Here is an 18,487-nt window from a genome sequence, read left to right on the forward strand (position 1 = left end):
CCATGAAGACCATCCACGTTGCCCTTCTCGCGACGACTGCCTTGTTCGCGGTTCCGGCCGTGGCGCAGACCGCGCCCGTCGGACCGCCGGCGCCGCAGCCGCCGGTCGCCGCGCCCGTCACGCCGCTGTCGCCGCACCAGGACGGCGGCGCGCCCGCCGACGCCGGCCCGACCCCGGTCACCGAAGCAGACGTCGCACCCGACATCGTCGTCACCGGAAGCCGGGTGCGCGGCGCCGCGCCGGTCGGCTCGACCGTCATCTCGCTCGGCCGGGAGGACGTGATCGCCTCGGGCGCGGTTACCACCGACCGCCTGATCAAGCAGATCCCGCAGGTGTTCGACCTCGGCGTCAGCGAGAATTCGCGCGGCCAGTCGGGCGGCAACGGCAACATCACCTACGGCAACAGCGTCAACCTGCGCGGTATCGGCCCCTATGCCACCCTGATCCTGGTCGACGGCCATCGCGTGGTGAACAACAGCCGCTCGTTCGACCCCTCGGCCATCCCGACCCTCGGTCTCGAGCGGGTCGAGGTCGTCGCCGATGGTGCGTCGGCCATCTACGGGTCGGACGCGGTCGCAGGCGTGGTCAACCTCATCCCGCGCCGTTCGCTGAACGGCATCGAGCTCACCGGACGCTACGGCACCGCCGACGATTTCAACCAGTGGCAGGTCGGCGCGGCGATCGGCCAGCGCTGGACGACCGGCCAGTTCATGGTCGCCTACGAGCATGTCTACCGCTCCAACCTCAGCGGCGACGACCGCAGCTTCTTCCGCTCCGACCAGCGCGCGTTCGGCGGCAACGACTATAGCGTGACGCGCTGCGCGCCCGGCACCATCACCGCCGGCGGGGTCACCTACGCCATCCCGGCGGGCGGCCTGACCCCGGCCAACGCCGGCTCGCTGATCGCCGGAACGACCAATCGCTGCAACGATCTCATCGGGCAGGACCTCATTCCCGAGCAGCAATATGATTCGGGCAACATGACCCTCACGCAGGAGTTTGGCGATCGCGTCACGCTGTTCGCCGACGGCTTTTATTCGAAGCGCAAGTTCGTCCGCCAGCCCGCCTCCCAGGCGGCGACGCTGACGGTGCCGCAGACCAACGCCTTCTTCGTGCGTCCCGCAGGCTTCACCGGAACGAGCTACACGATCGCCTATAATTTCATCAACGACCTGCCGATCAACCGGAACCCGGGAAGCGCCACCAACTGGCAGATCACGCCGGGGGTGCGGGTCAAGCTGTTCGGCGACTTCGAGGCGGAGGGCATCTTCAGCCTCGGCCGCGGCAACGACCAGTCCAACACCTATCGCGGGGTCACCACCGCCAATCTCAACGCGGCGCTCGCAAGCAGCGATCCGGCGCTGGCGTTCGATCCGTACGGCCTCGGCCGGACCTCCTCGACGACGCTGGAAAGGATCAGCAACAGCATCTTCCTCGCCCCCACCCTGAACAAATTCCAGGGCTATGAGGCGCGGCTCAACGGGACCTTGTTTCAGTTGCCCGGCGGCGGGGTGAAGCTGGCGACCGGCTACGAAGGCCAGGAAATCCGCACCAGCCTCGGCTCGGCCCGCGGGGTCACCGGCACCCCGATCGTGTTCCGCAAGTTCCAGCGCCGGGTCGATTCGGTGTACGCCGAACTGCTGCTTCCCATCTTCAGCGCCGACAATGCGATGGCGGGCTTCCAGAAGCTCGACGTCAACGTCGCCCTGCGCCACGACAAGTACAGCGACGTCGGCAAGACCACCAACCCCAAGGTCGGCGTGACCTGGTCGCCGACCCGGGGCGTGTCCCTGCGCGGAAGCTACGGCACGTCCTTCCGTGCGCCGCTGATCTCCCAGATCTACGGCAACTCGAACAATCTCTTCGTCCAGACCTACCAGAACCCCTCCGGCTCCCCGATCGTCGGCGTGGCGCTGTCCGGCGCCAACCTCGACCTCAAGCCGGAGGAGGCGACCACCTGGTCGGTCGGCGCGGACGTGGACGTCGGCCGACGGCTCCGGCTGAGCGCCACTTACTTCAATGTCGACTATACCAACCAGGTCGAAGCCTATCTGTCCGACCTCGCCATTTTGTCGCGCGAGCAGCAGTTCGCCGGCACCGGGATCATCTTCCGCGGGACCGATGCGGCAACCCGCGTCGCGCAATTGATCTCGTCCGGGATCGGCGTGGTCGGCTCGCTCCCGACCAACGTCACCCTGTTCGTCGATGGCCGCAACAACAACCTCGGCAAGTCCGAGACGCGCGGCATCGACTTCGTCGCCAACTATACCCTGCCGACCGACACTGTCGGGACGTTCCAGTTCAATCTCAGCGGCACCTACCTGACCCATTACAAGGTCGCGATCACCGAGAATGCGCCGCTGATCGATCGCCGCAACACGATCTTCTTCCCGCTCAAGTTCAAGGCCCGCGGGGCGATCTCGTGGGACCTCGATCCGATCAAGCTCTACGTCCAGGCGACGCACGTGAACGGCTACACCAACAATGCGGTCGCCATCCCGCAGAAGGTGAAGAGCTACACCCCCATCGATGCCAGCATCTCGTGGGATATCGGCGGCCGCGACGGTTCGGGCATGCTGTCGGGGCTGACGCTTGGGGCGGAAGTGCGCAACATGTTCGACATCAAGCCGCCGTACGTGAACCTGGCGCCGTCTGGGAATGGCAGCGGCGGCTATGACGCCACGGTGGCAAGCCCGATCGGCCGCGAGCTCGCGGTCACCATCCGGGCCAAATATTGAGCGCGACGGGGCGGCTTGCGGGCCGCCCCCGCCACTCCTAGCGGTAAGACGGCGCCAGGCCGGCGGCGCGAAGGCCGCGCCACCGCTGCCGGGCTTCCAGCAGGTAGCGGTGCTGCTGAAGATCGCCGCGCGGCGGTGCACCGGTACGGACGCAGGCGATCGCCCGGGCCATCCGGTCGAGCATCTCGCCTTCCGACAAACTGCGCTCCTGAGCCATGACCGATGCCTAACGGCTTTACCCGGCCCCAGCAAGATCGTACGTAAGGCATACGGTTTTGCTGGAGGCAGGTGATGGCATCGTCAGGTCGCATGGCAACGGGCATCGATCCCCGGGCGCTGCTCGATCACTGGTCGATCGAGATTACCGCCAAGGACACCGACGACCTGGTCCGGGCCGCGCCGCTGATCCCGCCGGGCACCAAGATCCCGGTGACCTTCCTGCCGAACGAGACGTTCGAGGCGCGGGTCAGCGCGGCGGCCACCGTGCGCCGCCTGGGCTTCATCCCCATCCCTCACCTCTCCGCCCGCCGGATCCACTCGCGCGAGGAACTGGAGGGCTTCCTGTCCGCCCTCCAGCGCGAGGCGGCGATCGATCATGCGTTCGTGGTCGCCGGCGATCCGCCCGAGCCGATGGGCCCGTTCGCCGATGCACTGGCTCTGATCCAGTCGGACCTGCTCGCCGCCCACGGCGTCACCCGGGTCGGCATCTCGGGTTACCCCGAAGGCCACCCGGAGATTGGCAGCGACAAATTGTGGGACGCAGGCCGCGACAAGCGCCTGGCGCTGCAGGAGCGCGGCCATGACTTCGCCATCGTCACCCAATTCGCGTTCGATGCCGGGCCGGTGCTGAAGTGGATCGCCCATCAGCGCGCCGAGGGCATCCAGGCGCTGATCCGGGTCGGCGTGCCGGGACCCGCCAGCGTCAAGACATTGCTCCGCTTCGCCGCCCGCTGCGGGGTCGGCGCCTCGGCCAAGGTGATGAGCCGCTATGGCCTGTCGATGACCCGGCTGCTGGGCAATGCCGGCCCCGACCGGCTGATCGAGGATCTCGCCGCCGGCCTCGACCCGGCGATCCACGGCGACGTGCGCCTGCACTTCTATCCCTTCGGCGGGATTGAAAACACCGCCGCGTGGATCCGCAATTATCGAAAGAAATTGGCCTGAACGGGCGCCGCACCAGTGACGGTGCGGCGCCCGTTCAGAGGCGTCAGGCGACGGTTTCGGTCCGCCAGCCCTGCTGATAGGTTTCGCGCGCCACGCGCGAATAGGGCACCGGGCTGACCGTCGCCCGAACCTTGATCTGGCGGTGCGGCTCGACCGTGGTCTTGCGGGTGCCGCCGTCGGGCTCGCCCCACGTCACCGTCACCTCGCTGCCGATCTCGACCGAGGGATCGACCGTCGCGAGGCTGAGCGCGGTCTTCTCGTTGTAGCTGTAACCGGTGAACATCGACACGCCGACCTGCGCCCCCGCGGCATCGCGCACCTCGTCGTAATTGGACGAGGCATAGTTGGCGAGCGGCAGGTCGAAGAACTTGTAGGGCGTCTCGTCCGGTTCGAACATCGAACGGAAGATTGCCGCCATGTCCTCGGGGTTCCAGGCCAAAGTCACCTTGCGCCGCTGGCTGGCCGGATCGAGCTGCTCCAGCGCCTCGCGGCCGTGGAAATCATGGTCGAACTTGACGAACGGCCCGTAGCCCAGCTCCCACGGATTGAGGTAATAATCCTCGATGTTGGCGGACACGAAGCTGCCTCCGATCGACCCGGTCGCCTCATAGCTGTCCTCGCCCAGCCATTCGCGATAGCTACGCAGCTTTTCGCCGGTGTAGATCGCAGGCAGGGGCGAGGGGATCCACCCGGATTCGAGGGTGTTGGAGGGATAGGCCCGGCTGCCGCACGGAACGATCCCGAACTCCTTGCCGGCCTCGAGGATCGCGGCGCGGATTTCCTCCTGCTCCTCATACGGACCCCAGATTTCCAGCCCCGGCGCGCCCGACATGCCGTGGCGCAGCGTGCGGACCTTGCGGCCGGCGATGTTCATCTCGCTCATGTTGAAGAATTTGAGCTGCTCCACGGGGCCGCCGTTCAGCTTCTCGATGACGGACCAGGCGTTCGGGCCCTGGATCTGGAAGCGCCAGTTGATCCGCTTGACGGGCTTGCCCATCGGCCGCGACGGGCTTCGGTCGTCCTTGACGATCTCGACGTCGTAGCCGCCGGTCTCGGCGTGGAACATCAGCCAGTTCGCCGCCGGCGCGCGGCCGACGTACACGAACTCTTCTTCGGCGAGGTAGAACAGAATGCCGTCGCCGATGACGTGGCCGTAAGGCGTCGTCGGCACATATTGCTTGGCCTGGTTGACCCGGAAGTTCTTGGTCGAGTTGATCGCGGTATCGCTGATCAGTCGAAGCGCATCCTTTCCGCGGATGAACAGGTCGACCATGTGGTGCGACTGGTCGAACAGCACGGCGCTATGCTGCCACGCCCATTGCTCCGACCGCCAGTTGTGAAACTCGGCCGCGACGACCGGATAGACATAGGCACCAAGCTGCGAGTTGCGCAGCATCTCGACCGGATTGCCGGCACCCTGAAGCAATTGTTCCAGATTCGTCGCCATGGGGATCTCCTCACTTACCGGAGCACCATGACATTTGTAGGTGATACATACAATATCCGACGGGCGGCGGCGTGCCGCGGTTGCGACGGAATCAGGCCCCGCCGCTCTGGTGGATGCGCGACAGCAGATCGATCAGCGTGCGCACCTCGGCCGGCGAGAAGCGATCCTTGAGCCAGGCTTCATGCTGCTCGATCGCAGCGCGCGCCTGCGCCAGCGCGGCGTCCCCCTCGCCCGTCAGGGTCAGGGTCTGGCGGCGGCGATCGACCGCCGAGGCGCCGCGTACCACCAGCCCCTTGCCCTGCAGCCGGTTGACGATCGCCATCACCGTCGCGCGGTCCATCTGCAGCGACCGTCCGAGGTCGGCCTGCGCCATGCCCGGATGATCGTGCACCAGCCACAGGACCGACACCTGTTTCTGCGTGAGGTCGAGGTCGCTGAACGTATCGGTGAAATGCCGGTACACGACGCCGTGCGCGAGCCGGATGTGGAAGCCGAGGATGTCGCCGATCGCCCCCAGCCCTTCCGGCAATGTCACCTCGTCGCTCACCCGTCGCTCCCCACGTTGCCACTTGCTGTTGCCCAAGAAACCGGAAGGTTCAAGCACGGCTGATATTGTATGTTGCACAAACGTTTTGTGCACGCTTACACTTGTGGAGCAGATTAAGGGAGAAGCGGCATGGGACGAATGGTGCTGACATTGTCCTGCCAGGACCGTCCGGGCATCGTGGCGGCTGTCAGCCAGCGCTTGTTCGCCGACGGCGGCAACGTGGTCGAGGCGCAGCAGTTCAACGACCAGTCGAACGACCGCTTCTTCATGCGCATCCTATTCGACACCGAGCGCGACGTCGCGGCGTGGCAGGCCGGCCTGCAGCCCATCGCGGACGAGTTCGGCTTCGATTGGCGGATCCGCTCGGTCGACCAGCCGCGCAAGGTCCTGCTGATGGTGTCCAAGTTCGACCATTGCCTCGGCGACCTGTTGTATCGCTACCGGCTCGGGGAGCTGCCGATGGAGGTCGTCGCGATCATCGGCAACCACCCGCGCGAGGTGCTGACCACTTCGCTGATCGGCGACATCCCCTATCACCACCTGCCTGTCACGGCAGCGACCAAGGCCGAACAGGAAGCCGCGGTGCGCAAGATCGCGGAGGACGGCGGCGCCGAGCTGGTGGTGCTTGCCCGCTACATGCAGATCCTGTCCGACGAATTCTCCGCCTGGCTGGCCGGACGCTGCATCAACATTCACCACAGCTTCCTGCCGGGCTTCAAGGGCGCCAAGCCCTATCACCAGGCGCACGAGCGGGGGGTGAAGATGATCGGCGCGACTGCCCATTATGTCACCGCCGACCTCGATGAAGGCCCGATCATCGCCCAGGACGTCGAGCAGATCAGCCACGCCGACACGCCTGCCGACCTGGTCCGCAAGGGCCGCGACATCGAACGTCGCGTCCTTGCCACCGCAGTCCGCTTCCATCTCGAGGACCGGGTCCTCGTGAACGGGTCCCGCACCGTCGTCTTCCGTTAGGCCTGCAAGCGCTTGCAGTCATCCCGGCGGTTGCTATGCTGAATGACAAATTGCTGCGGGAGAATGACGATGTTGCGATCGGTGCCTGGGCTCTCCCTTGCCGTCATGGCTCTGGGGGCTGCCGCCCCGGCCTCGGCGCAGAGCGATGTCCCGGTGGTTGAAACCTCGCGCTACCTCGAAAGCTTCGACGGCACCCGGATCGCCATCACCATCCTTCGCCCGGCGCAGGCGGGGCAGGTCATCACGGCCCTGCTGCCGGTGATCGTCACCCAGGATCGCGGCCAGGAAGGATCGGAGCGGGTCGCGGCCGCGCGGCGCTTCTTCCTCAACCGGGGCTATGTCATCGTTGCGCAGGACCGGCGCGGGGTCGGGGCGTCGTTCGGAATACAGAAGGGCTTCGTCAACGCCTTCGATGCCGAGGACGCCAAGACGGTGATCGAGTGGGCCGGCGCGCAGCCGTTCAGCAATGGCCGGGTGGTGTCGTGGGGCTGTTCCAACCAGGGTGCCTGGCAATATCTGGTCGCGACGCTGAAGCCGCGCCATCTGGTCGCCATTGCACCCTCCTGCGCGAGTCCGCAGTTTTTCGATCATGGGGTGATGACCAATGGCGTGCCGATGTTCCCGGCCGGCACCGCGCCTTTCTCCGGGGAGTGCCGCCAGGCGGCGCCTGAGCGTTTTCCGGCCCGTCCGGTGGCCGACGACCGTGACGGAGCCTTGCTCAAGGCGGCGCAGAAGACGCGCGGCTGCAACGCTCCGATGCTGGGACAATATTGGCGGACGATGACGCGCGACGGCCTCAACCCCGTGACCGGCACCCGGCCCGGCCTTGCCGACAGCAGCATCACCCAGTGGCAGGCGGTCCGCGATTCCGGGATTCCGATGCTGCAGATCGGCGGCTGGTACGACGCCGCGGTGCTGGGCCAGATGCAGGGCCAGCGCTTGTGGGGCGGCAAGGTGATCATGGGTCCGTGGGTCCACGGCAATGGCCTGCCTGCGGGCGCCACCTTCCCCAACGCCGCCCGCGACCTCCTCGAGGAGACCGGCCGCTGGTTCGACCATTATGCCAAGGGCGTGGCGAACGGCGCCGACAGGCCGGGGATCACCTATTACACGATGAATGCGCCCAAGGGCCGGGAATGGGGCTGGCGCGCAAGCTGGCCATCAGTGAGCGAGGGACAGACCAGTTTCTACCTGTCGCCGGCCGGCCTGTCGCGCACGCCGGTCCCTGCGGCACCGCCCGCCTCCTATGCCGAGCAGGCCGCCACCTGGTTCGAGGGCCGCTACGAACCGCTCAGCCACTGGTGGGGCGGCGACATGGCCGCGACCGATGCCAGGATGCTCGGCCACCAGAGCAGCCCGCTTCCCGCCGATACGCGGATCACCGGCACCCCGGCCCTGCGCCTGTGGCTGGGGTCCGACACGCCCGACGTCAATCTGTTCGCCGTGCTGCAGGATGTCAGCCCGGACGGGCGCTCGACCTACGTCACCGATGGCCGGCTGCGGGTCGCGTCGCGGCGGATCACCACCGCGCCCTTTCCCAACTCGATCCAATATTGGAAGCCGAACTATGGCTCTGACCAACAGCCGCTGAAGCCCGGCGAGGTGGTCGAGGCGGCGTTCGAATTCTACCCCATCTCCTACGTGTTCAAGCGCGGGCACCGCCTGCGGCTGAGCATCGCGACCACCATCGGCAAGGATTATCAGGCGCTGTCCGCCAATCGCGGAAAGGCCCCGACCATCACGGTCCTGCGCGACGCAGCGCACCCCTCGCGGCTGCTGCTTCCGATCGTCCCCAACAACTAGCGGCGCGCGCGGAAGCGGGTGACCTCGCCCTCGAGGAAGGCGACGATCCGGGCGTCGACTTCGGCCGCGTCGCTGCTTTCCTGATTGTAATTGTCGAGGTCGAGCGAAAGCACCGGCACCCCCGCCCGGCGCAGCGCGCGGAGCACGAACGGGTCGGCGTCGGACAAGGCGATCGCGCCGTCGACCCGGTGGGTTTCGGCTTCCTTGACGTGCCACGCCCCGGCCCAGGTCGGCATCCGCAGTTCATCGCCCATCGTCACGAACCGCGCCGCCAGCGCGCGCATCGGCTCCTGCCCGGGCGCGGTGCGTCGGATATAGCCGTCAGCGGCGAGCGCGAGATACATCGACCAGACGAAGACCGCGCCGTGGCTTTCCTCCCAGCGCTGGTAGAAGCCCATGTCGCTCCACATGCCGCGGCCGATCCACATCAGCCGCAGCTTTTCGTCGGCGCAGGCCACCTCCCCCGCCGCGTCGCGGGCCGCCACTTCCTCGTAAAAGGCCCTGGCGGCATCGCGCGCCCATTCGGTCCCGCGATGCCACTGCGGGACCATGGTCGCGGGCATGGTGTCGCTGATCGACACCGGGGCCCTTGGCGCCGAGGCGATGAGGTCGCGGGTGCGGCGGTAATAATCCTCCTGCTCGTTCACCAGCTCCATGATCGCGGCAAAGCGCGCCGGGTCGAAGCGATGGCCGCTTGCCCGTTCGAGCCGCTCGATCAGCGCGTGAAGCTCGGCGGTCATCAGGTCGAGCCGCTCGGGCTCCAGCGTCTCCTCCCAGCGATCAAGCAGGCTGTCCCACCAGTCGATCGGAAATTCGAGCCGGGTCTCGGCGCTGCGTTCGAACAGGAACAGGTCGGCGCCCGTCTCGCGCGCCCAATGGTCGTAGATGCGCGGCGTCGCGTCGGTGCCCAGAACCGCCTGCACGAAGGCCGGCCGCGGAAGCCCGCCCCACGGCGCATCGGCCTCGCTCTCGTCAAAGGCCGAGGCTATCCCTTGCGCGCTATAGGCCTCGACCTCGCTCGGGTAGCCATGCTCCTGTAACAGGTGGAAATAGCGCCCCGACTGCTGCTTGGCGGCGACGATCGAGGCCCACCACTGGTTGACCACGAATGGGATGTTCATCGCCCGAAGCACTTCCTGGGGCGAGTTGGCGTTGACCACCGCCAGCTTTTCGCCGCGCGCCACCGCCTCGCGGATGCCCTGGAACCAGCCCCTCTGGAAGCTTCCGAAGCTGGCGATCGAGGCCAGCGACTTGCGGCTGCGCTGGCCGGCGGCGCGCGGGGGTCGGGCGGCGTCCGTGGCCGGCGGTGGCGCTTCCGAGAAGCTTCCGATCACGTCGACCCTGTGTCCGGCTGCCTTGAGGCCGTCGCGCAGGAAGCCGGAGTCCCAAGCGGTCGCTTCCTCGCCGCGGCTCTGCACGATCAAGGCGTGATCGAGCTGCAATTCGGCCATTCGCCCGGTGATCGCCTCCAGGCGCTGGGCCGCGGGCAACAGCATGCGCGGCGCGAGGCGCTCCGGATCGGCGAGGCCCGCCGGCGTGTCCGGACTGGTCGCCCAGGCGGCGAGCAGCGGGTCGCCCCAATCCTGGTCGTCGGCGCCCGCCACATAGTGCTGCTGTTCGAGCTCGCGCTGGCGGGCGGTCGAGAACTGCGGCGAGCCCAGCACGAAGGTCCGCCGGCCGTTGGGATGCGCGTCGGGCAAGGCTGCGACCAATTGGGTCCAGCTGACCGGCTCCAGCGCGCAGGCGGCACCAATGGCGGCGATGCGGGCGACGCCGGCCAGCGGCGCGACCTGCGCCACGCGCGCGCGTTCGAGCGCTGCCTCGCGGGCCAGTGCCCCCTCCCCGGCCGGCCCGCCAAGCTCCTCCAGCCATTCGACCAGCTGCGCCAAGCGTTGCTCATTGTAGTGACGGCTCGATGGCCTTGGCAGGTGCAGGAGGTCGAGCAGGTGGATCGGGCGCGGCGGCAGGTCGCCCATGCGAACCAGTTCGCGCACCGCGGCGAAGATCTGCGGCAGGTCGCTATCGGCGCGGGTGAACAGAATCGGATCGCCCGAGGTATCAGCGGCGATCTGCTGCAATAGCGACTGGCCGCGCTGCGACAGCAGGCCGGCACCCGCCAGCGCATCGGCATCGGGGGTCGGACCCGGGCGGGGCACCATCCGCACCGGCGCAAGGCCATGGGCGCGAAGCAGGGCGTAGGGCGCATCCTGGCCAACGACGCGGATCACCCGGCGGCCCTGCCCCCGCAGTTCGTCCGCAACCTCGCCAGGATGGTCGCAGGCGTGGACCAGCCGGGCAAGCGCGTCGTCCATCAGATCACGCCCTTGGCGCGAAGCTCCGCGATGCGCGCTTCCGAATAGCCGAGCGTTTGCGCCAGCACCCGGTCGTTATGTTCCCCGACGTGGATCGGCAGCACGTCGTCGAAGCCGGTGTCGGCATCGGAGAAAGTGATCGGGATGCCTGCGGTCCTGAGGTTATCGTTGTTTTCATAAGCCGGGTGCGCGACCGGCACCGCCTCGTGGCGCGCAATCACGCGGGGATCCTGAAGCGCCTCGTCGGGATGACGGACCGGTGCGACCGGAACGCCCTCGGCTTCCAGCAACGCGACCGCCTGCTTGACGGTGAGGCCGCTAGACCAGGCATTGATCTGTCGCTCTAACTCGGCGGCATTGGCGACGCGGGTGTCGCGGGAAGCGAAGCGAGCGTCGTCGCCCAGCTGCGGCTGGCCCATCGCGCGGAACAGGCCGCGCGCCAGTTTTTCGTGCACCGCGACCAGCGCGATATAGCCGTCGGCGCATTCGAACACCCCGAACGGCGACAGGCGCTGGACCGTCAGCCCGGTCCGCGCCTGCATCCCCGCCGCAGCCATCGCCGACCAGTTCTCGATCGCGACGAAGCTGGTCAGCGCGCCGAGCATCGACACGTCGATATGCTGGCCAAGGCCGGTGCGATGGCGCTGCTCCAGCGCGGAAAGGATTCCGATCACCGAGAACACCGGGGCAAGCATGTCGGCGATCGGAATGCCAATGCGGACCGGCGGTTCGTTCGCGCCGCCGCTGGCGTACATCGCGCCCGACAGCGCCTGGATGATGATGTCCATCGCCTTGCCGCCCTCGGGCGCGGTCGCGCCGAAGCCCGACAGCGAGCAGTAGATGATGCGCGGGTTGGCAGCCTTGGCCACCTCGTAGCCGATGCCGAGCCGGTCGGCGGTGCCGGCGGTGAAATTCTCGACCACGATATCGGCGGTGCGGACGAGGTCGGAGAACACCGCCGCCGCGTCCGGTGCCTTGAGATTGAGCGACATGCCCAGCTTGCCGCGAGCGCGGGTCAGGTGCGAGATCGAGATGTCATCGTCGTGGGTTTTTTCGACCGTGATCCCGTCACGTCCGACATAAGGGCTGTTGTCGCGCGCCAGGTCGCCGCCGCGCGGGTCCTCGACCTTGATCACCTCCGCGCCCAGCCCGGCCAGCAGCAGGGTCGCATAAGGACCCGCCAGCGCGCGGGTGAGATCGATGACTCGCAGCCCGTCGAGCGGGCGTTCGCGGCTATGCTCGGTCAAGCGATGGTTCCTTTGAGCGCGTTGATCTGGTCGTCGGTAAGGCCGAGGCCGGACAGGATTTCGTGGGTGTCGGCGCCGGGCGGGGAGGCTGCGGTGCCGGCCGGCTGCTGGCCTTCGAGGCGGACCGGACTGCCGATCTGCAGCGCCGTCCCGCCGCCCGGAAGCGCGACCTCCACCGCCATGCCCCGCGCCCGGTTGTGCGGATCGTCGAGCGCTTCGGCGATGGTCAGGACCGGAGCATATTGGGTGTCGGCGGCGGCTAGAATGGCGAGCCAGTCGGCGCGCGTCCGGGTCGCCATCACCTCGGCGATGCGCTGCTTCATCTCCGGCCAGGCCGTCCGCTCCATCTGGCGCTCGGCCAGCTCGGGCAGGCCGATCGCCTCCACGAACAGCCTCCAGTAGCGCGGCTCCATGTCGGTGGTGACGAGATAGAGGCCATCGGCCGTGCGCCAGATCCCGCTGTCGGCGCGGTGCATGCCCTTGGGCGGCGCCGTGGCGAGATCGGGATTGCGCGAGACGACGTTGGCGACCAGCGGCAAGGAAGCGTCGCTCATCGCGATGTCGAGCCGCTGGCCCTTGCCCGAGCCGGCCCGCGCCAGCAGCGCGCCGAGGATGGCGATCGCCCCGTTCGATCCGCTCAGCAGGTCGGCAACCGGAACGCCGGGAAACGACGGCCGCTCGGGATCGTCGCCGATCCGCGACAGCGCCCCCGAAATGGCCAGCGCGACCGGGTCGTGGCCGGGGCGGCGAGCGTAGGGCCCGGTCTGGCCGCACAGCGAGATCGAACAATAAACGAGGCCCGGGTTGAGCGCCGCCATCTCCCCGGCGCCATAGCCCATCGCGGCCATCACGCCCGGGCGGTAATCCTCGACCAGCACGTCGGCGGCGGCAATCAGGCGATGGATCGCCTCGCGTCCGCCGTCCGAGCCGGGATCGATCAGAACGCTTTTCTTGCCGCGGGCGAAGATGTCCTGCGCGCGCAGCCGGGCGTTTTCTTCCTCGGACAATCGGTCCCAGCCGAACACCTTGCGCTGCTTGGCAAGCTCGCGCGGGTTCTCGATGCGGATCACCTCGGCCCCCATCTCGGCCAGCAGCCAGGTGCAATAGGGCCCCGGCAGGAACTTGCTGAAGTCGATGATGCGGATGCCGCCGAGCGCGGTCATGGCCGGGCATCCAGCGACGACAGCCACAAGGGCCCGGGCAGCTTCACGCCGTCGACCTCGCGCCACAGGCCGCGGGCAGCGAGATGGTCGCTTGCAAGCGCGTCCTCGGGGGTGTCGATGTAGGACAGGCCGAGGCCCTTCCGCGCGGAAAGTTCGCCAAGCTCGGCACGGGTGCGGGACTGGAAGAAGCCGGCGACGATCTCTTCCCACTCGACCAGGGTTTCGCGCGCGACGTCGGCGACCAGCACCGTGTCCCAGTTGACCTCGGCCAGCGGCCCGGCGCGGTCGCCCAGCAGGCCGACCATCGCGCGCATCATCGGTGGATTGTCGACCAGCGCCCAGGTCACCCAGCCGTCCTTGCACGGCCACACCTGCCGCACACCCGACTTGCCGCGGATCAGGAGGTTGCCGGTGCGCTTGCCGATCCGGCCGGTCCAGCCCCAGGTCAGCGGCTCGCGATAATTGGCCAGCACCGCCGATTGATAGGCCGAGACCTCGACCAGCTGCCCGCGCCCGCTCTCCGCCCGCGCCCGCAAGGCGGTCAGGGCACCGATCACCGCCTGGATCCCGGCCAGGGCATAAGCCTGCTGCCCGGGCAGGGTCAGGGGCGCGCGATCGGGATCGCCGACGATGGCCATCAGGCCCGACCGGGCCATCAGCGTGAGGTCGGTTTCCGGCCTGTCGCCATTGAGCCCGCCCGGCAGGAACGGCGCGATCACGACGTCGATCAGCGCGGGGTTGGCCGCGGTCAGCGTGTCGTGGTCGAGGCCGGGCCCGCGCAGCACGATGTCGGCCTCGCCGAGCAGCGCCTCGGCCTCGCCCGGACCGAGCGGCTGCTTGCCGTGGTTCCAGGCCAGCTCCCCGGGAGACGCGCGCCGCACCTCGGCGCCGAGCTCGGCCAGCATCCGCCCGGCGATGGCGCCGAGTTCCTCGGTGAGATCGATCACCAGCAGGTGGGCCAGAATCCCTCTCATGCCAGCGCCCCGGCCGCGATCAATTCCTCGACCTCCGCTTCCGGCAGTCCAAGCAGGTCGACGAATATCGCGCGGTTATGCTGGCCAAGGTTGGGCGGCGGTCCGACCCGTACTTCGCTACCGGAAAACCGCAGCGGCGGCGCCGGCATGTCGCAGGTGCCGAGCTTGTCGTGGGTGATGGTCCGGAAATGGCCGCGCTCGACCAGTTCGGGATCGGTGTAGACGTCGCGGCCGTCGGCCACCGCCTCGGCGGGGATGCCGGCAGCGGCGAGGCGATCGGCGAGGATGTGCGCGTCGTGCAGCACGGTCCAGCGGCCGAGCGCCTTCTCCAACGCCTCCTCATGCTCCTTGCGACCCGCGAGCGTCGCGAAGCGCGGATCGTCGATGCCGCTCATCTCCGCCAGCCGCGCCCACTCCGCATCGTCTCGCACAGCAGTTGCGATCCACTGGTCGGAGCCGCGTGCCGGAAATGCGCCATGCGGGGCCATGGTCGCCGAGCGGTTGGCCGGCTTGCCGCCGCGACCCTGTTGCAGCGCCGCGAACTGGTCGGCCATGACGTGCACCAGCGGTTCGACCTGGCTGATGTCGATATGCTGTCCCTCGCCGGTCCTCGCCCGATGCTCGAGCGCGGCCAGCATCGCCACCGTCGCGAACATCGGCGCCACCACGTCGCCATAGGCGAAGGGCGGCATGTGCGGACCGCGATCTTCCCACCCGGAGAGCGCCGCCATGCCCGACAGCGCGCCGGCCGAATTGCCGTAACCGCGCATGGTCCCGAGCGGCCCGGCCCGCCCGGCGACGCTGACGCTTACCTGAATGATATCGGGCTTGATGCGCTGCAGCTCGGCGAAGGACAGGCCCACGCGGTCCATGTAGCCGTGGCTGAAATTCTCGACCACGATGTCCGCCCAGGCGACCAGCTTCTTCGCCACCGCCACCCCGCGCGGGTCGCCAAGGTTGATGGTGACGCCCATCTTGCTCGTGTTGGTGATCGCGAAAAAGGTCGACGCATCGGGATCGCGCCCGCCGCCGGCGAACGGTCCGCTCAGCCGCCCGAGATCGAGCCGCTTGCGCGATTCGATCTTGATCACGGTGGCGCCGAGGTCGGCGAGATCCTTGGTCGCGCGCGGACCCGCCCCGACCCAGGAGAAGTCGGCGACCTTCACCCCGGCCAGCGGAAGCGTCATGGCGTCGGCCCCTTCGCGCATTGAACCTGCGGCTGGGCCAGCAGGCGCTGCGCTTCCTCGTAGATCGGAAGCGCATCGACGCCGACCGACTTCAGCCGGACCGCCTGGTCGCGGGCGTCCTGATTGTAGAGCTGGTCGAAGCGCTGCTGCTCGGCGGGAGTGAGATCGGAGAAGCTGATCCCCTCCTCCTTGCCATATTTGATTCCCGCCGCCTCGGCCTTGAGCAACTCGCGGTTCAAAGCGGCTTCCCAGCGCGGCTTGCCCTCGATCATGATCTGCTGGAGGTCGGGCGAAAGCCGCTTCCACGCCCGGTCCGACATCGCCCGGGCGGGGTAGGCACCCCGGCTGAAGCGGATGGTGGTGAAGTGCTTCGCGACCTCGGCGAAGTGCAGGCTGCGGATAGTGTCGGCCGGCGCCACTACCCCGTCGATCACGCCCTTGGCGAGCGCGGAATAGACCTCGCCCATCGGCATGTTCACCGGGTCCGCGCCAAGCTGCTTCAGCACGTCGATGGCATCGGTCTGGGCGCGTAGGCGAAGGCCGCGCAGGTCGGCGAGGGTGCGGACCGGACGGTTGCGAGTCAGCACGCCGGGGAAATTGCCGCCCTGCACCGCCAGCACGTGAAGCCCTTCCAGCTCGTGCCCGAACGCCGGGAAGCGGGCGGCGAGGCAATCGTAGACCGTGACCTGATCGGGAATGTCCTTGACCCCGCCGTAAAAGGCCGCCTGCCCGCGCAGCAGGTGCGCACCGCCGCGCGAGTAGATGGGGGTGATGAGGCCGATGTCGGCGATGCCGTGGCGGATCTCCTCCATGCTCATGTCCGACGACAGCAGGGCGCCCGACCAATAGGGCTTGAACGCGATCCGCCCGCCGCTGCGCTGCGTCACCCACTTCATCCATTCCTGATCGGCCAATCCGAACGGATGCGTCGGCGGATAGGGGCTGGCGTAGGTCAGGACATGGGTGCCGGGCGCGGGCTTCTCGGCGTTGCAGCCACCGAGCAGCAATATCGCCGCAAGCAGGCCCAGAAGCTTTCTCATGCCAGCACCTTGGGCAGCCACAGGGTGACGATCGGAAAAGCGATCAGCATCGCGAGGTGGAAGAAATCGGCGACCAGGAAGGGCACGATGCCGCGGAAGATGGCGCCCAGCGGAATGTCCTTTCCGATCGACTGGATGACATAGACGTTGAGCCCGAGCGGCGGGTGGACGAAGCCGATCTCCATCGTCCGGACGAGGAAGATGCCGAACCAGATCGGGCTGTACCCAAGCTCGACCGCGATCGGCAGGAAGATCGGCGTGGTCAGCAGCATCAGCGCCAGCCCGTCGAGGAAGGAGCCGAGCAGCAGCAGGATAAGCGCCATGGCGATGATCGCGACGACCGGGCTGGCGTGGAGGTCGCGGACGGTCTGGCTCATAAGGTCGGCGAGGCCGGTGACGCTGACGAACGTCGCGAACAGGATCGCGCCGAAGATGATCAGGTAGATCATGCCCGTGGTCGACAACGTCTTGGCGAACGCATCGCCGATCGCGGCGCGGTTGAAGGCGCCGCGGAAGGCGCACAGCAGGAAGGAGCAGATCACGCCGACCGAGGCCGCTTCGGTCGGGGTGAACCAGCCGATCATCAGCCCGCCGATGACAAACACCACCAGCAACAACACGTCGATGACGCCCAGCAGCGCCCGCATCCGCTCGCGCCACGGCACGCGCTCGGACGGCGGCCCAAGCTCGGGCTTGAACCAGCACATGATGGCGATCGCGACCATGTAGAACAGCGCCTGGCTGAGGCCCGGAATGACCGCAGCGATGAACAGTTTGCCGATCGATTGCTCGGCGATGATCCCGAACACGATCAGCGCGCCGGATGGCGGGATCAGCGCCCCAAGGGTGCCGCCCGCGGCCAGCGCACCAGCGGCGAACCCCGGCTGGTAGCCGGCACGGCGCATTTCCGGGAGCGCGGCCGAACCGACGGTGGCCACCGTGGCAAGGCTCGACCCGCTGATCGATCCGAAGCCCGCGCACCCGGCGATGGAGGCGAGGCCGAGGCCGCCACGGCGATGGCCGACGAAGCGCGCGGCGACATCGAAGAAGTCGCGGCTGGCCCCGGCCGCGAAGCACAGGTGTGCCATCAGCAGGAACAGGGGCAGCACCCCCAGCTCATATTTGGTCGCCACCTCGAAGATGACCACGCCCGCCTTGGCGACCGCCGCCTCGGGCGAGAGCATGACGGCAAGGCCGCCGATGCCGGCGAGTGCCAGGCTGATGCCGATCGGCACGCCCAGCGTCAGCATCGCCAGCAGGGCGATGATTCCAATGAGGCCGACAAGCTCAGGCGTCATGTCGCCTCCACGCCCGCCAGGCCTGGCGAAGGAAGGCGATCGCGACCACCACGAGCGCCAGCGTCATCAGTAGGCGCAGCAACCGCAGGGGGATGTGGAGCAGCTCCGAGCGCTCGAACCCGTTCCACAGGTCGGCAAGGATCATCGTCGAGCCGATCACCAGCACCAGCACGGTAAGGGAGGCGGCGATGTCGGCGGCAATCGCCAGTCGCCGGCGCGGTTCGGGTTTCAGCCGCTCGGTCAGGATATGGACCCCGGCATGCCCCCGCGCCAGGGTCACGCTGACCAGCGAGGAAGCGGCGATCAGGACGATGGCCGCCTGAACCACCTCGATCGCGCCGAGCAACTGGAAGCCGGCATGGCGGCCAAGCACCGCGATGGAATCGGCTGCCGTCGCCAGCAGGAGGCCGCAGCATCCGACCACGAACGCGATCCTGGCGACCGGTCCGCCCGTGACCGGCGCCGGAGCGTCGCCGTCACTCGAGTCGGTCGAGGTCGCCATCTCCTCCGCCACGCGATCGTCCTCCCCCGATTGACAGGCACTCGTTCGACCACTTTAGTGATCGCTCAGGCAAAACCGTAGAAATTATCA

General features: G+C 67.9%; 15 protein-coding genes. 4 read left to right on the forward strand and 11 right to left on the reverse strand.

Features of this window, described 5'->3' with window-relative positions:
• Positions 1-2: 2 nt before the first annotated feature.
• Positions 3-2,738 carry a TonB-dependent receptor domain-containing protein gene (locus GGQ97_RS00885; protein WP_168067214.1) on the forward strand — a complete coding sequence of 912 codons (2,736 nt, stop codon included), beginning with the start codon at positions 3-5 and terminating at the stop codon, positions 2,736-2,738.
• Between the two features lie 37 nt (positions 2,739-2,775).
• Here the strand turns inward: GGQ97_RS00885 and GGQ97_RS00890 are convergent, their stop codons facing one another.
• On the reverse strand, positions 2,776-2,955 hold the full coding sequence (locus GGQ97_RS00890; protein ID WP_168067215.1) for a hypothetical protein: 180 nt from the start codon (positions 2,953-2,955) through the stop codon (positions 2,776-2,778).
• A gap of 92 nt (positions 2,956-3,047) precedes the next feature.
• On the opposite strand from GGQ97_RS00890, the gene GGQ97_RS00895 reads away from it, so the two are divergent.
• On the forward strand, positions 3,048-3,902 hold the full coding sequence (locus tag GGQ97_RS00895; RefSeq protein ID WP_245197787.1) for a methylenetetrahydrofolate reductase: 855 nt from the start codon (positions 3,048-3,050) through the stop codon (positions 3,900-3,902).
• 43 nt (positions 3,903-3,945) lie between these two features.
• Here the strand turns inward: GGQ97_RS00895 and ligM are convergent, their stop codons facing one another.
• The gene (gene ligM, locus GGQ97_RS00900; RefSeq protein WP_168067217.1) at positions 3,946-5,349 is read right to left on the reverse strand and encodes a vanillate/3-O-methylgallate O-demethylase; all 1,404 of its coding nucleotides are present in this window, start codon (positions 5,347-5,349) and stop codon (positions 3,946-3,948) included.
• Between the two features lie 91 nt (positions 5,350-5,440).
• On the reverse strand, positions 5,441-5,896 hold the full coding sequence (locus tag GGQ97_RS00905) for a Saro_0803 family transcriptional regulator (RefSeq protein ID WP_168067218.1): 456 nt from the start codon (positions 5,894-5,896) through the stop codon (positions 5,441-5,443).
• A 129-nt stretch (positions 5,897-6,025) separates the two neighbouring features.
• Between GGQ97_RS00905 and purU the strand changes: the two genes are divergently transcribed.
• On the forward strand, positions 6,026-6,871 hold the full coding sequence (purU, locus tag GGQ97_RS00910; protein ID WP_168067219.1) for a formyltetrahydrofolate deformylase: 846 nt from the start codon (positions 6,026-6,028) through the stop codon (positions 6,869-6,871).
• Positions 6,872-6,976: 105 nt separating this feature from the next.
• Positions 6,977-8,674 carry a CocE/NonD family hydrolase gene (locus GGQ97_RS00915; protein ID WP_168067220.1) on the forward strand — a complete coding sequence of 566 codons (1,698 nt, stop codon included), beginning with the start codon at positions 6,977-6,979 and terminating at the stop codon, positions 8,672-8,674.
• Here GGQ97_RS00915 and GGQ97_RS00920 read toward each other — a convergent pair.
• From GGQ97_RS00920 to GGQ97_RS00955, 8 genes are read right to left on the reverse strand one after another with little or no spacing between them, the layout of a single operon-like run.
• Positions 8,671-10,986: a 2-hydroxyacyl-CoA dehydratase family protein gene (locus GGQ97_RS00920; RefSeq protein WP_209022762.1), complete on the reverse strand. Its 2,316-nt coding sequence runs from the start codon at positions 10,984-10,986 to the stop codon at positions 8,671-8,673. The two genes, GGQ97_RS00915 and GGQ97_RS00920, sit on opposite strands and share 4 nt — an antisense overlap.
• Positions 10,986-12,233, reverse strand: a complete 1,248-nt coding sequence (locus GGQ97_RS00925) for a CaiB/BaiF CoA transferase family protein (RefSeq protein WP_209022763.1) — start codon at positions 12,231-12,233, stop codon at positions 10,986-10,988. Before GGQ97_RS00925 ends, GGQ97_RS00920 begins: the two co-directional genes overlap by 1 nt.
• Complete coding sequence (locus GGQ97_RS00930) at positions 12,230-13,396, reverse strand: CaiB/BaiF CoA transferase family protein (protein WP_168067221.1); 1,167 nt, start codon at positions 13,394-13,396, stop codon at positions 12,230-12,232. Before GGQ97_RS00930 ends, GGQ97_RS00925 begins: the two co-directional genes overlap by 4 nt.
• Positions 13,393-14,370, reverse strand: a complete 978-nt coding sequence (locus GGQ97_RS00935; RefSeq protein ID WP_168067222.1) for a CoA transferase — start codon at positions 14,368-14,370, stop codon at positions 13,393-13,395. The genes GGQ97_RS00930 and GGQ97_RS00935 overlap by 4 nt, the downstream gene beginning before the upstream one ends.
• The gene (locus GGQ97_RS00940; protein WP_168067223.1) at positions 14,367-15,557 is read right to left on the reverse strand and encodes a CaiB/BaiF CoA transferase family protein; all 1,191 of its coding nucleotides are present in this window, start codon (positions 15,555-15,557) and stop codon (positions 14,367-14,369) included. The genes GGQ97_RS00935 and GGQ97_RS00940 overlap by 4 nt, the downstream gene beginning before the upstream one ends.
• Positions 15,554-16,597: a C4-dicarboxylate TRAP transporter substrate-binding protein gene (locus GGQ97_RS00945; protein WP_168067224.1), complete on the reverse strand. Its 1,044-nt coding sequence runs from the start codon at positions 16,595-16,597 to the stop codon at positions 15,554-15,556. The genes GGQ97_RS00940 and GGQ97_RS00945 overlap by 4 nt, the downstream gene beginning before the upstream one ends.
• Complete coding sequence (locus GGQ97_RS00950; RefSeq protein ID WP_245197789.1) at positions 16,594-17,895, reverse strand: TRAP transporter large permease; 1,302 nt, start codon at positions 17,893-17,895, stop codon at positions 16,594-16,596. Before GGQ97_RS00950 ends, GGQ97_RS00945 begins: the two co-directional genes overlap by 4 nt.
• Positions 17,885-18,409, reverse strand: coding sequence for a TRAP transporter small permease subunit (locus GGQ97_RS00955; RefSeq protein ID WP_168067225.1), 525 nt, complete (start codon positions 18,407-18,409; stop codon positions 17,885-17,887). The genes GGQ97_RS00950 and GGQ97_RS00955 overlap by 11 nt, the downstream gene beginning before the upstream one ends.
• Positions 18,410-18,487 lie beyond the last annotated feature (78 nt).

The sequence above is a fragment of the Sphingomonas kaistensis genome (assembly GCF_011927725.1).
Classification (GTDB): domain Bacteria; phylum Pseudomonadota; class Alphaproteobacteria; order Sphingomonadales; family Sphingomonadaceae; genus Sphingomicrobium; species Sphingomicrobium kaistense.

What these genes read in the sequence shown, in the direction of transcription:
- GGQ97_RS00920 (WP_209022762.1), bottom strand. Translation starts at nt 10,986, where the DNA reads ATGGACGACGCGCTTGCCCGGCTGGTCCACGCCTGCGACCATCCTGGC.
- GGQ97_RS00885 (WP_168067214.1), top strand. Translation starts at nt 3, where the DNA reads ATGAAGACCATCCACGTTGCCCTTCTCGCGACGACTGCCTTGTTCGCG.
- GGQ97_RS00950 (WP_245197789.1), bottom strand. Translation starts at nt 17,895, where the DNA reads ATGACGCCTGAGCTTGTCGGCCTCATTGGAATCATCGCCCTGCTGGCG.
- ligM (WP_168067217.1), bottom strand. Translation starts at nt 5,349, where the DNA reads ATGGCGACGAATCTGGAACAATTGCTTCAGGGTGCCGGCAATCCGGTC.
- GGQ97_RS00890 (WP_168067215.1), bottom strand. Translation starts at nt 2,955, where the DNA reads ATGGCTCAGGAGCGCAGTTTGTCGGAAGGCGAGATGCTCGACCGGATG.
- GGQ97_RS00945 (WP_168067224.1), bottom strand. Translation starts at nt 16,597, where the DNA reads ATGAGAAAGCTTCTGGGCCTGCTTGCGGCGATATTGCTGCTCGGTGGC.
- GGQ97_RS00930 (WP_168067221.1), bottom strand. Translation starts at nt 13,396, where the DNA reads ATGACCGCGCTCGGCGGCATCCGCATCATCGACTTCAGCAAGTTCCTG.
- GGQ97_RS00895 (WP_245197787.1), top strand. Translation starts at nt 3,048, where the DNA reads ATGGCAACGGGCATCGATCCCCGGGCGCTGCTCGATCACTGGTCGATC.
- GGQ97_RS00915 (WP_168067220.1), top strand. Translation starts at nt 6,977, where the DNA reads ATGGCTCTGGGGGCTGCCGCCCCGGCCTCGGCGCAGAGCGATGTCCCG.
- purU (WP_168067219.1), top strand. Translation starts at nt 6,026, where the DNA reads ATGGGACGAATGGTGCTGACATTGTCCTGCCAGGACCGTCCGGGCATC.
- GGQ97_RS00940 (WP_168067223.1), bottom strand. Translation starts at nt 15,557, where the DNA reads ATGACGCTTCCGCTGGCCGGGGTGAAGGTCGCCGACTTCTCCTGGGTC.
- GGQ97_RS00935 (WP_168067222.1), bottom strand. Translation starts at nt 14,370, where the DNA reads ATGAGAGGGATTCTGGCCCACCTGCTGGTGATCGATCTCACCGAGGAA.